At 45.2% G+C, this 12,955-nt stretch carries 9 protein-coding genes and 2 rRNA genes; all 11 read left to right on the forward strand.

From position 1 onward, the window contains the following. Positions 1 to 54 precede the first annotated feature (54 nt). The 11 genes from NSU16_RS00550 to ispF all read left to right on the forward strand — a co-directional run bounded on the left by NSU16_RS00550 (position 55) and on the right by ispF (position 12,907). Positions 55 to 2,982, forward strand: a 23S ribosomal RNA gene (locus tag NSU16_RS00550). 53 nt (positions 2,983 to 3,035) lie between these two features. Beyond that, positions 3,036 to 3,151 (forward strand): 5S ribosomal RNA (gene rrf / locus NSU16_RS00555). A gap of 244 nt (positions 3,152 to 3,395) precedes the next feature. After that, on the forward strand, positions 3,396 to 3,860 hold the full coding sequence (ctsR, locus tag NSU16_RS00560; protein WP_010332747.1) for a transcriptional regulator CtsR: 465 nt from the start codon (positions 3,396 to 3,398) through the stop codon (positions 3,858 to 3,860). 13 nt (positions 3,861 to 3,873) lie between these two features. Continuing rightward, a complete protein-coding gene (locus tag NSU16_RS00565) occupies positions 3,874 to 4,431 on the forward strand; it encodes a UvrB/UvrC motif-containing protein (RefSeq protein WP_095714843.1) in 558 nt (185 codons plus the stop codon). After that, a complete protein-coding gene (locus tag NSU16_RS00570; protein WP_168746771.1) occupies positions 4,431 to 5,522 on the forward strand; it encodes a protein arginine kinase in 1,092 nt (363 codons plus the stop codon). The genes NSU16_RS00565 and NSU16_RS00570 overlap by 1 nt, the downstream gene beginning before the upstream one ends. After that, complete coding sequence (gene clpC / locus NSU16_RS00575) at positions 5,519 to 7,951, forward strand: ATP-dependent protease ATP-binding subunit ClpC (protein WP_010332750.1); 2,433 nt, start codon at positions 5,519 to 5,521, stop codon at positions 7,949 to 7,951. Before NSU16_RS00570 ends, clpC begins: the two co-directional genes overlap by 4 nt. 91 nt (positions 7,952 to 8,042) lie before the next feature. Next, a complete protein-coding gene (gene radA, locus NSU16_RS00580; protein WP_229150208.1) occupies positions 8,043 to 9,419 on the forward strand; it encodes a DNA repair protein RadA in 1,377 nt (458 codons plus the stop codon). A gap of 3 nt (positions 9,420 to 9,422) precedes the next feature. Continuing rightward, on the forward strand, positions 9,423 to 10,505 hold the full coding sequence (gene disA / locus NSU16_RS00585; RefSeq protein WP_003242042.1) for a DNA integrity scanning diadenylate cyclase DisA: 1,083 nt from the start codon (positions 9,423 to 9,425) through the stop codon (positions 10,503 to 10,505). A 119-nt stretch (positions 10,506 to 10,624) separates the two neighbouring features. Then, positions 10,625 to 11,725 (forward strand): PIN/TRAM domain-containing protein, encoded by a 1,101-nt coding sequence (locus tag NSU16_RS00590; protein WP_168746772.1) that lies wholly within the window; start codon positions 10,625 to 10,627, stop codon positions 11,723 to 11,725. A 14-nt stretch (positions 11,726 to 11,739) separates the two neighbouring features. Continuing rightward, a complete protein-coding gene (gene ispD, locus NSU16_RS00595; RefSeq protein ID WP_010332753.1) occupies positions 11,740 to 12,438 on the forward strand; it encodes a 2-C-methyl-D-erythritol 4-phosphate cytidylyltransferase in 699 nt (232 codons plus the stop codon). Next, a complete protein-coding gene (gene ispF / locus NSU16_RS00600; RefSeq protein WP_010332754.1) occupies positions 12,431 to 12,907 on the forward strand; it encodes a 2-C-methyl-D-erythritol 2,4-cyclodiphosphate synthase in 477 nt (158 codons plus the stop codon). The genes ispD and ispF overlap by 8 nt, the downstream gene beginning before the upstream one ends. Positions 12,908 to 12,955: the final 48 nt, after the last annotated feature.

Raw genomic sequence — 12,955 nt, forward strand, 5'->3', positions numbered from 1 at the left:
TAGACATCACATTCAATTAGTAACACAAGATATCACATAGTGATTCTTTTTAACGGTTAAGTTAGAAAGGGCGCACGGTGGATGCCTTGGCACTAGGAGCCGATGAAGGACGGGACGAACACCGATATGCTTCGGGGAGCTGTAAGCAAGCTTTGATCCGGAGATTTCCGAATGGGGAAACCCACCACTCGTAATGGAGTGGTATCCATATCTGAATTCATAGGATATGAGAAGGCAGACCCGGGGAACTGAAACATCTAAGTACCCGGAGGAAGAGAAAGCAAATGCGATTCCCTGAGTAGCGGCGAGCGAAACGGGATTAGCCCAAACCAAGAGGCTTGCCTCTTGGGGTTGTAGGACACTCTATACGGAGTTACAAAGGAACGAGGTAGATGAAGAGGTCTGGAAAGGCCCGCCATAGAAGGTAACAGCCCTGTAGTCAAAACTTCGTTCTCTCCAGAGTGGATCCTGAGTACGGCGGAACACGTGAAATTCCGTCGGAATCCGGGAGGACCATCTCCCAAGGCTAAATACTCCCTAGTGACCGATAGTGAACCAGTACCGTGAGGGAAAGGTGAAAAGCACCCCGGAAGGGGAGTGAAAGAGATCCTGAAACCGTGTGCCTACAAGTAGTCAGAGCCCGTTAACGGGTGATGGCGTGCCTTTTGTAGAATGAACCGGCGAGTTACGATCCCGTGCAAGGTTAAGCAGAAGATGCGGAGCCGCAGCGAAAGCGAGTCTGAATAGGGCGCATGAGTACGTGGTCGTAGACCCGAAACCAGGTGATCTACCCATGTCCAGGGTGAAGTTCAGGTAACACTGAATGGAGGCCCGAACCCACGCACGTTGAAAAGTGCGGGGATGAGGTGTGGGTAGGGGTGAAATGCCAATCGAACCTGGAGATAGCTGGTTCTCTCCGAAATAGCTTTAGGGCTAGCCTCAAGGTAAGAGTCTTGGAGGTAGAGCACTGATTGGACTAGGGGCCCCTACCGGGTTACCGAATTCAGTCAAACTCCGAATGCCAATGACTTATCCTTGGGAGTCAGACTGCGAGTGATAAGATCCGTAGTCGAAAGGGAAACAGCCCAGACCGCCAGCTAAGGTCCCAAAGTATACGTTAAGTGGAAAAGGATGTGGAGTTGCTTAGACAACCAGGATGTTGGCTTAGAAGCAGCCACCATTTAAAGAGTGCGTAATAGCTCACTGGTCGAGTGACTCTGCGCCGAAAATGTACCGGGGCTAAACGTATCACCGAAGCTGCGGACTGTTCTTCGAACAGTGGTAGGAGAGCGTTCTAAGGGCTGTGAAGCCAGACCGGAAGGACTGGTGGAGCGCTTAGAAGTGAGAATGCCGGTATGAGTAGCGAAAGAGGGGTGAGAATCCCCTCCACCGAATGCCTAAGGTTTCCTGAGGAAGGCTCGTCCGCTCAGGGTTAGTCGGGACCTAAGCCGAGGCCGAAAGGCGTAGGCGATGGACAACAGGTTGATATTCCTGTACCACCTCCTCACCATTTGAGCAATGGGGGGACGCAGGAGGATAGGGTAAGCGCGGTATTGGATATCCGCGTCCAAGCAGTTAGGCTGGGAAATAGGCAAATCCGTTTCCCATAAGGCTGAGCTGTGATGGCGAGCGAAATTTAGTAGCGAAGTTCCTGATTCCACACTGCCAAGAAAAGCCTCTAGCGAGGTGAGAGGTGCCCGTACCGCAAACCGACACAGGTAGGCGAGGAGAGAATCCTAAGGTGATCGAGAGAACTCTCGTTAAGGAACTCGGCAAAATGACCCCGTAACTTCGGGAGAAGGGGTGCTCTGTTAGGGTGCAAGCCCGAGAGAGCCGCAGTGAATAGGCCCAGGCGACTGTTTAGCAAAAACACAGGTCTCTGCGAAGCCGTAAGGCGAAGTATAGGGGCTGACGCCTGCCCGGTGCTGGAAGGTTAAGAGGAGCGCTTAGCGTAAGCGAAGGTGCGAATTGAAGCCCCAGTAAACGGCGGCCGTAACTATAACGGTCCTAAGGTAGCGAAATTCCTTGTCGGGTAAGTTCCGACCCGCACGAAAGGCGCAACGATCTGGGCACTGTCTCAACGAGAGACTCGGTGAAATTATAGTACCTGTGAAGATGCAGGTTACCCGCGACAGGACGGAAAGACCCCGTGGAGCTTTACTGCAGCCTGATATTGAATGTTGGTACAGCTTGTACAGGATAGGTAGGAGCCTTGGAAACCGGAGCGCCAGCTTCGGTGGAGGCATCGGTGGGATACTACCCTGGCTGTATTGACCTTCTAACCCGCCGCCCTTATCGGGCGGGGAGACAGTGTCAGGTGGGCAGTTTGACTGGGGCGGTCGCCTCCTAAAAGGTAACGGAGGCGCCCAAAGGTTCCCTCAGAATGGTTGGAAATCATTCGCAGAGTGTAAAGGCACAAGGGAGCTTGACTGCGAGACCTACAAGTCGAGCAGGGACGAAAGTCGGGCTTAGTGATCCGGTGGTTCCGCATGGAAGGGCCATCGCTCAACGGATAAAAGCTACCCCGGGGATAACAGGCTTATCTCCCCCAAGAGTCCACATCGACGGGGAGGTTTGGCACCTCGATGTCGGCTCATCGCATCCTGGGGCTGTAGTCGGTCCCAAGGGTTGGGCTGTTCGCCCATTAAAGCGGTACGCGAGCTGGGTTCAGAACGTCGTGAGACAGTTCGGTCCCTATCCGTCGCGGGCGCAGGAAATTTGAGAGGAGCTGTCCTTAGTACGAGAGGACCGGGATGGACGCACCGCTGGTGTACCAGTTGTTCTGCCAAGGGCATCGCTGGGTAGCTATGTGCGGACGGGATAAGTGCTGAAAGCATCTAAGCATGAAGCCCCCCTCAAGATGAGATTTCCCATTCCGCAAGGAAGTAAGATCCCTGAAAGATGATCAGGTTGATAGGTCTGAGGTGGAAGTGTGGCGACACATGGAGCTGACAGATACTAATCGATCGAGGACTTAACCTAATTTCTAATGATGTCACATCTGTTATCTAGTTTTGAGAGAACACTCTCAATTGTTTGGTGGCGATAGCGAAGAGGTCACACCCGTTCCCATGCCGAACACGGAAGTTAAGCTCTTCAGCGCCGATGGTAGTCGGGGGTTTCCCCCTGTGAGAGTAGGACGCCGCCAAGCAATTAATAAAAGGACAGCTCATATGAGCTGTCCTTTTTGCGTTCTCCTTTATTGGTATCATAAAATTTCATTTAGTTATATAATATAATAACTTCACAGAGAAATTTTAAGTGAATAATCAGGTTTTATGGATTTAGAAAATGGAAATACTTAAGATAGAGCGATAAAGTTGAAAATTCTCGAAAAACACCTTATAGTAAGATTAAAGTCAAATATAGTCAAAGTCAATAAAGGAGGGGGTTGAGTGGGACATAATATTTCTGACATCATTGAACAGTACTTGAAACAAGTGTTAGATCAAAATGGCAAGGAAATTTTAGAAATTAAACGGAGTGAAATTGCAGATAAATTTCAATGTGTTCCTTCCCAAATAAATTATGTCATCAACACCAGATTTACAAGCGAGAGAGGATATATTGTTGAGAGCAAACGCGGGGGCGGCGGTTACATCAGAATCATTAAAATTAAAATGAATAATGAAGTTGTCCTAATCAATAATATTATTTCTCAAATTAATACCCATTTGTCTCAAGCAGCCTCTGATGACATTATTTTAAGGCTATTAGAAGACAAGGTGATCTCTGAGAGAGAAGCAAAAATGATGGTCAGCGTGATGGATCGCTCAGTACTGTACATTGATTTGCCTGAACGTGATGAATTGAGAGCGAGAATGATGAAAGCTATGCTGACCGCTTTAAAATTAAAATAAGCGGGTGAAAAGATTGATTTGTCAAGAGTGTAATGAGAGACCAGCCACTTTTCACTTTACAAAGGTTGTTAACGGAGAGAAAAAAGAGGTTCACATCTGCGAACAATGTGCAAAAGAACACAGCGATTCATATGGTATAAGTGCAAGTCATGGTTTCTCTATTCATAATTTACTATCAGGCTTACTGAACATGGATTCTTCATTTCAGAATGCTGGGACTCAAATGTTCAGCCATTCCGAGCAAATATCTGCTTGTCCGAAGTGCGGAATGACATTTCAGCAATTTAGAAAAACTGGCCGATTTGGCTGTGCCGAATGTTATAAAACATTTCATAGCAACATTACACCGATCTTACGCAAAGTTCACAGCGGAAACACTGTGCATGGCGGGAAAATACCGAAACGTATAGGCGGCAACCTGCACGTCAGACGACAGATCGAAATGCTGAAAAAAGAATTAGAAGCTTTAATACAACAAGAAGAATTTGAAAATGCAGCCCATGTGAGAGATCAAATTCGTTCATTAGAACAGTCACTCAAAAGTACAGATAGTGAGGAGGAACAGGGGTAATGTCGCTAAAGCATTTTATTCAGGACGCATTAAGCAGTTGGATGAAGCAGAAAGGCCCTGAAAGTGACATTGTACTCAGCAGCCGCATACGTTTAGCTAGAAACTTTGAGAATATTCGGTTCCCTACGCGATATTCCAATGAAGAAGCCTCATCCATCTTGCAACAGTTTGAAGAACAGTTTTCAGAACATGAAATTCCCGGTGTCGGCAAATTCCTTTTAATCAGAATGAACGACGCACAGCCTTTAGAAAAACGGGTGCTTGTTGAAAAGCATCTCATCAGCCCTAATTTGACAGAGTCTCCTTTTGGCGGCTGTTTGCTTTCTGAAAATGAGGAAGTGAGCGTCATGTTGAATGAGGAGGACCACATTAGAATTCAGTGTCTTTTCCCAGGATTTCAGCTTCCACAAGCAATGAAAGCCGCAAACCAAGTTGATGACTGGATTGAGGAAAAGGTTGATTATGCATTTAGTGAGCAAAGAGGTTACTTAACCAGCTGTCCTACAAATGTAGGTACGGGCCTAAGGGCTTCAGTCATGATGCATCTTCCGGCACTGGTTTTAACTAGGCAAATAAATCGAATTATACCGGCTATTAATCAATTAGGCTTAGTTGTTAGAGGAATTTATGGGGAAGGCAGCGAAGCAGTAGGAAATATCTTTCAAATTTCAAATCAAATCACGCTTGGAAAGTCGGAGCAGGATATTGTCGATGACCTTAACAGCGTAGCTGCCCAGCTGATTGAACAGGAACGATCTGCTCGAGAAGCGCTTTACCAAACCTCTAAGATTGAGCTTGAGGATCGTGTGTATCGATCCTATGGAGTCTTGTCCAATTGCCGGATGATTGAATCGAAAGAAACTGCAAAGTGCCTTTCAGATGTTCGGTTAGGTATAGACTTAGGCATTATAAAAGGACTTTCAAGCAATATACTTAATGAACTGATGATTTTAACACAGCCGGGATTTTTACAGCAGTACTCGGGAGGCGCTTTGCGTCCGAACGAAAGAGATATACGAAGAGCGGCTCTTATCAGAGAACGGCTTCACTTAGAAATGAATGGGAATAGACAGGAGGATGAATCGATATGATGTTTGGAAGATTTACAGAACGAGCTCAAAAGGTACTGGCGCTTGCACAGGAAGAAGCACTGCGTTTAGGTCATAACAATATCGGCACTGAACATATTTTATTAGGACTGGTGCGAGAAGGAGAGGGCATCGCTGCTAAAGCACTTCAAGCGCTTGGTCTTGGTTCAGATAAAATTCAAAAAGAAGTTGAGAGCTTAATCGGGCGCGGACAGGAAATGTCTCAAACGATTCATTATACTCCGAGAGCTAAAAAAGTCATTGAGTTATCAATGGATGAGGCCAGAAAACTCGGCCATTCTTATGTGGGTACAGAGCATATTCTTCTTGGTCTTATTCGCGAAGGTGAAGGTGTGGCTGCGAGAGTGCTTAACAATCTCGGAGTCAGCTTAAATAAAGCAAGACAGCAAGTGCTTCAGCTTCTTGGAAGTAATGAAACAGGTTCTTCAGCGGCTGGAACAAACAGCAATGCGAATACGCCAACATTAGATAGCCTGGCAAGAGATTTAACAGCGATTGCGAAGGAAGACAGCCTTGATCCGGTTATCGGCAGAAGCAAAGAAATTCAGCGTGTTATTGAAGTGCTGAGCCGCAGAACGAAAAACAATCCTGTTCTGATTGGGGAACCGGGCGTAGGTAAAACAGCTATCGCAGAAGGTCTCGCACAGCAGATTATTAATAATGAAGTTCCCGAAATTTTACGGGATAAACGCGTTATGACATTAGACATGGGAACAGTTGTTGCCGGTACAAAATACCGCGGTGAATTTGAGGATCGTTTGAAAAAAGTGATGGATGAAATCCGTCAGGCAGGAAACATCATTCTATTCATTGATGAGCTCCATACATTAATCGGAGCGGGCGGAGCAGAAGGTGCCATTGACGCATCCAACATCTTGAAACCTTCACTTGCTCGCGGAGAACTTCAGTGTATCGGTGCGACAACTCTTGATGAGTACCGTAAATATATTGAAAAAGATGCAGCTCTGGAACGCCGTTTTCAGCCAATCCAGGTTGATCAGCCGTCGGTAGATGAGAGCATTCAAATCTTAAAAGGCTTGCGTGACCGATATGAAGCTCACCACCGCGTTTCTATCACTGATGAAGCAATTGAAGCTGCGGTTAAGCTTTCTGACAGATATATTTCTGACCGTTTCCTTCCCGATAAAGCTATTGACTTGATCGATGAAGCGGGCTCAAAGGTCAGATTGCGTTCATTTACAACGCCTCCTAATTTAAAAGAGCTTGAACAGAAACTTGATGAAGTTCGTAAAGAGAAGGATGCTGCGGTGCAAAGCCAAGAATTTGAAAAAGCCGCTTCCTTGCGTGATACGGAACAGCGTTTGCGTGAACAGGTGGAGGATACGAAAAAATCATGGAAAGAGAAGCAGGGGCAGGAAAACTCAGAGGTTTCTGTGGATGATATTGCGATGGTTGTATCCAGCTGGACTGGGGTGCCTGTTTCAAAAATCGCTCAAACTGAAACAGATAAGCTTCTTAATATGGAGAGCATTCTTCATTCCCGTGTCATCGGCCAAGATGAAGCTGTTGTAGCCGTTGCTAAAGCGGTCAGACGTGCGAGAGCAGGGCTAAAAGATCCTAAACGTCCAATCGGCTCATTCATTTTCTTAGGCCCTACAGGCGTAGGTAAAACGGAGCTTGCACGGGCGCTTGCTGAGTCTATCTTCGGTGATGAAGAAGCCATGATCAGAATTGATATGTCTGAATACATGGAAAAACACTCGACTTCTAGACTTGTAGGTTCACCTCCAGGGTATGTGGGTTACGATGAGGGCGGCCAATTAACAGAGAAGGTAAGAAGAAAACCATACTCTGTTGTGCTTCTTGATGAAATTGAGAAAGCGCACCCTGACGTCTTCAATATCCTCCTTCAAGTTCTTGAAGACGGACGATTAACTGATTCTAAAGGCCGTACAGTCGATTTCCGCAACACGATTCTGATCATGACATCAAACGTCGGAGCAAGTGAGCTGAAACGCAACAAATATGTCGGCTTCAACGTTCAGGATGAGACGCAAAATCATAAAGACATGAAGGATAAAGTGATGGGTGAGCTGAAACGTGCGTTCAGACCGGAATTCATCAACCGTATTGATGAAATTATCGTCTTCCATTCACTCGAGAAAAAACATCTGGCTGAAATCGTGTCATTGATGTCTGATCAATTAACGAAACGTCTTAAAGAACAGGATCTTTCTATAGAATTGACGGAAGCTGCGAAAGCAAAAGTCGCGGAAGAGGGCGTAGACCTTGAATACGGTGCCCGCCCGCTCAGAAGAGCCATTCAAAAACATGTGGAGGACCGTTTATCTGAAGAACTGCTCAGAGGTAACATTCATAAAGGGCACCATATCGTTCTTGATGTAGAAGATGGCGAATTTGTCGTAAAAACGACTGCTAAAACGAATTAATATAGAAGACGAAAATGAGGCATACAGCATGTAAGTGTATGCCTCAATTTCGTATCAAGAAATAGAACAAGGGAGAGGTCTTACACTATTTATGGCTAAAACAAAATCCAAATTCATCTGCCAATCCTGCGGCTACGAGTCTCCAAAATGGATGGGGAAATGTCCGGGCTGCGGTGCTTGGAATACAATGGTGGAAGAAATGATTAAAAAAGCACCGGCCAATCGGAGAGCGGCTTTTTCTCATTCTGTTCAAACCGTACAGAAACCTTCCCCCATAACATCAATCGAAACATCAGAAGAACCTCGGGTTAAAACACAGCTCGGCGAGTTTAACAGAGTGCTCGGAGGCGGAGTGGTAAAGGGATCACTTGTTTTAATTGGCGGGGACCCCGGTATCGGGAAATCGACCTTACTACTGCAAGTATCCGCTCAGCTATCTGGTTCAACGCGTCATGTTCTATACATTTCAGGAGAAGAATCGGTAAAACAAACGAAATTAAGAGCAGACCGTCTGGGCATAAATAATCCCTCACTGCATGTTTTATCCGAAACCGATATGGAGTATATTTCGTCTGCTATAGAAGAGATGAATCCAGCGTTTGTCGTTGTCGACTCTATTCAAACGGTTTATCAAAGTGATATCACATCGGCTCCCGGCAGTGTATCACAAGTAAGAGAATGTACAGCCGCGCTGATGAAAATTGCAAAAACAAAAGGTATTCCGATATTTATTGTGGGTCATGTAACGAAAGAAGGGTCCATCGCGGGGCCGAGACTGCTGGAGCATATGGTTGACACTGTTTTATACTTTGAAGGAGAACGTCACCATACTTTCCGAATCTTACGGGCTGTAAAAAACCGCTTTGGTTCTACAAACGAAATGGGTATTTTTGAAATGCGGGAAGAAGGGCTCACTGAGGTACTGAATCCCTCAGAGATCTTCTTAGAAGAGCGTTCGGCGGGATCTTCGGGGTCGAGCATAACGGCTTCTATGGAAGGTACAAGGCCTATTCTTGTTGAAATTCAGGCACTCATCTCGCCAACGAGCTTTGGCAATCCGCGGCGCATGGCGACAGGGATAGATCATAACAGGGTGTCACTGTTAATGGCTGTATTAGAAAAAAGAGTAGGGCTGCTGCTGCAAAATCAGGATGCATATTTGAAGGTAGCGGGCGGCGTCAAACTAGATGAACCTGCGATTGATCTTGCTATAGCGGTAAGTATCGCATCGAGCTTTAGAGATACACCTCCAAATCCTGCAGATTGCTTTATAGGAGAAGTGGGATTAACCGGAGAAGTCCGCCGGGTATCAAGAATTGAACAGCGTGTAAAAGAAGCGGCAAAGCTTGGCTTTAAACGCATGATCATACCTGCGGCAAATCTGGATGGATGGACGAAACCAAAAGGGATTGAGGTCATCGGAGTAGCAAATGTTTCAGAGGCACTTCGTACTTCATTAGGAGGATAATAGATGGAAAAAGAGAAAAAAGGGGCGAAACATGAGTTAGATCTGTCTTCTATTTTGCAGTTTGTTGCTCCTGGAACACCGCTCAGAGCGGGGATAGAAAATGTGCTGAGAGCAAATACAGGCGGTCTGATTGTTGTTGGATATAATGATAAAGTAAAAGAAGTGGTGGATGGCGGTTTCCACATTAACACTGCTTTTTCTCCGGCGCATTTATATGAACTGGCTAAAATGGATGGTGCGATTATTTTAAGTGATTCTGGTCAAAAAATCCTATATGCCAATACACAATTGATGCCTGAAGCCACAATTTCTTCGTCAGAAACAGGAATGCGGCACCGTACCGCCGAAAGAGTAGCTAAGCAAACCGGCTGTCTCGTTATCGCAATTTCTGAGAGAAGAAATGTCATAACGTTATATCAGGAAAGTATGAAGTATACACTAAAAGACATAGGATTCATTTTAACAAAAGCGAACCAAGCCATTCAAACTCTAGAAAAATATAAAACAATTCTGGACAAAACGATTAATGCACTAAACGCATTAGAGTTTGAGGAACTCGTTACTTTCAGCGATGTTCTGTCTGTGATGCACCGTTATGAAATGGTGCTGCGAATTAAAAATGAAATCAACATGTATATCAGGGAGCTGGGAACAGAAGGTCATTTGATTAAGTTGCAGGTCATCGAACTGATTACTGATATGGAAGAAGAGGCTGCTTTATTTATTAAGGATTACGTGAAGGAAAAAATTAAAGATCCGTTTGTCCTTTTAAAAGAGCTGCAGGATATGTCCAGCTACGATTTGCTTGACGATTCCATTGTTTATAAGCTTCTTGGTTACCCGGCTTCTACAAATCTTGATGACTATGTTCTGCCTAGAGGATACAGGCTGCTAAATAAGATACCGCGCCTTCCGATGCCAATTGTGGAAAATGTGGTGGAAGCATTTGGCGTCCTGCCGAGAATTATTGAGGCAAGTGCAGAAGAATTAGATGAAGTAGAGGGTATCGGTGAAGTACGAGCCCAAAAAATCAAAAAGGGCTTAAAACGTCTTCAAGAGAAGCATTATTTAGACAGACAGCTATGATTTTCGGTTAAAACCATATCATTACGGGTATATTATTGTTGGTTTTTGTTTATTCTGATATTCGTAGGTTGCATAAAATCTTATGAAATATAACAATTTTCTTTAAAGGAGGTGGGGGTATGTTAAAACGAATAGTTCAGGCGTTCTTCATTATTTTCGGCGGCGTTGTTGGTATATTTTTAATACCTGAATTGTTTGTACTGTTAAGTTTACAGGACATACCTTTAATAACAAACGCATATACGTCTGCGGCAATAGGTGCAATTATCTTTTTTCTCATCAGTATATGGGGTACAGATTACGTTGTGAACTGGGTGAAGTGGATAGAGGATTCATTATTAAAAGCGCCGGTTCCAGATTTGTTATTTGGAAGTCTTGGCTTAGTATTTGGACTTATAATTGCTTATCTTATCGTAAACGTTATTCCTTTAGACAATATACCTTACCGCATACTCAGCACAATCATCCCTGTGTTTTTAGCTTTCTTTCTCGGTTATCTGGGCTTTCAGGTGGGCTTTAAGAAAAAGGATGAACTGATCAGCCTATTCTCCATTTCCGCCAGAATGCAAAAGAAAAAAGGAGCAGCCGATGAAGAGCACGAGGTCCAAGACAAAAAGCTGAAAATCCTGGACACAAGTGTTATTATTGATGGGAGAATTGCAGATATTTGTCAGACTGGTTTTTTAGAGGGAATCATCGTGATTCCGCAGTTTGTCCTTGAGGAATTGCAGCATATCGCTGACTCCTCAGATGTGTTAAAACGCAACAGAGGGCGCCGCGGTCTTGATATCCTGAACCGCATTCAAAAAGAATTAGATATTAAAGTAGAAATTTATGAAGGTGACTTTGAAGATATTCAGGAGGTTGACAGCAAGCTTGTCAAACTCGCTAAACTGACATCCGGAGTCGTTGTGACGAATGATTTTAATTTAAATAAAGTATGCGAGCTTCAGAAGGTAGCAGTATTGAACATTAATGACCTTGCCAACGCGGTCAAGCCCGTTGTGCTTCCGGGTGAGGAAATGAATGTTCAGGTCATTAAAGACGGCAAAGAGCATAATCAGGGAGTCGCTTACTTGGATGACGGCACTATGATTGTCGTTGAAGAAGGACGGAATTATATCGGCAAACACATCGATGTTCTCGTCACAAGTGTGCTGCAGACAGCAGCGGGACGAATGATTTTTGCCAAGCCTAAGCTGTTGGAGAAGGCGCTGTAAAGGGAGAAAGAACAATGAATTATGATGTGGTTATTCCTGCGGCCGGACAGGGGAAACGGATGAAGGCAGGGAGAAATAAACTGTTTATCGAGCTGAAAGGAGATCCGGTTATCATTCACACTTTACGGGTGTTTGACAGCCATCGTCCGTGCGACAGAATCATCTTGGTGATTAACGAGCGCGAACGTGAAGACTTTCAGCAATTGCTGAGCCAATATCCGTTTCAAACCGCTATCGAGCTTGTTGCAGGCGGAGATGAACGCCAGCACAGTGTTTATAAAGGACTCAAAGCCATTAAACAAGAAAAGATTGTGCTCGTTCACGACGGCGCTCGTCCTTTTATAAAGCATGAACAGATTGACGAACTGATCGTTGAAGCGGAGCAGGCAGGAGCGGCCATCCTGGCTGTTCCGGTAAAAGATACGATTAAACGCGTTCAAGGTTTAGAAGTCAGTGAGACGATTGAACGTTCAAGCTTGTGGGCTGTCCAAACGCCACAAGCTTTTCGTCTTTCTTTATTGATGGAGGCTCACGCTGAGGCAGAGCGCAGAGGATTTTTAGGAACGGATGACGCCAGTCTCGTCGAACAGCTTGAGGGCGGTTCGGTCCGTGTTGTAGAAGGGAACTATACAAATATTAAGCTGACGACTCCTGATGATTTAACGTCAGCTGAAGCTATCATGGAAGCAGAAAGTGGGAATAAACATGTTTAGAATCGGACAAGGTTTTGATGTGCACCAATTAGTAGAGGGCCGGCCTCTCATTATCGGCGGAGTTGAAATTCCGTATGAAAAAGGATTGCTCGGACATTCTGACGCGGATGTATTATTGCACACCGTTGCTGACGCATGCCTCGGAGCTGTCGGGGAGGGCGACATCGGCAAGCACTTTCCTGATACAGATCCTGAGTTCAAGGATGCTGATTCATTTCAATTACTTCAGCATGTCTGGGGGATTGTGAAACAGAAAGGATATGTACTCGGAAATATTGATTGCACGATCATTGCACAGAAGCCAAAGATGGCGCCGTACATAGAAGACATGAGAAAAAGAATCGCCGAAGGGCTTGAGGCAGAGGTTTCCCAAGTGAATGTAAAAGCGACCACGACCGAAAAGCTTGGATTTACAGGAAGAGCGGAAGGAATAGCGGCTCAAGCGACAGTGCTGATACAAAAAGGCTAACTTGTTTTGATGCCCGGTCTATTTGGTGGTAGAATAGATGCATACATT

Origin of the sequence: Bacillus sp. FSL K6-1003 (assembly GCF_037964945.1) — a bacterium.
Classification (GTDB): Bacteria; Bacillota; Bacilli; order Bacillales; family Bacillaceae; genus Bacillus; species Bacillus mojavensis.

Excerpts from the sequence above, each read along its gene's own strand:
- NSU16_RS00570 (WP_168746771.1), top strand. The coding sequence starts at position 4,431 with ATGTCGCTAAAGCATTTTATTCAGGACGCATTAAGCAGTTGGATGAAG.
- clpC (WP_010332750.1), top strand. The coding sequence starts at position 5,519 with ATGATGTTTGGAAGATTTACAGAACGAGCTCAAAAGGTACTGGCGCTT.
- radA (WP_229150208.1), top strand. The coding sequence starts at position 8,043 with ATGGCTAAAACAAAATCCAAATTCATCTGCCAATCCTGCGGCTACGAG.
- disA (WP_003242042.1), top strand. The coding sequence starts at position 9,423 with ATGGAAAAAGAGAAAAAAGGGGCGAAACATGAGTTAGATCTGTCTTCT.
- NSU16_RS00590 (WP_168746772.1), top strand. The coding sequence starts at position 10,625 with ATGTTAAAACGAATAGTTCAGGCGTTCTTCATTATTTTCGGCGGCGTT.
- ispD (WP_010332753.1), top strand. The coding sequence starts at position 11,740 with ATGAATTATGATGTGGTTATTCCTGCGGCCGGACAGGGGAAACGGATG.
- ispF (WP_010332754.1), top strand. The coding sequence starts at position 12,431 with ATGTTTAGAATCGGACAAGGTTTTGATGTGCACCAATTAGTAGAGGGC.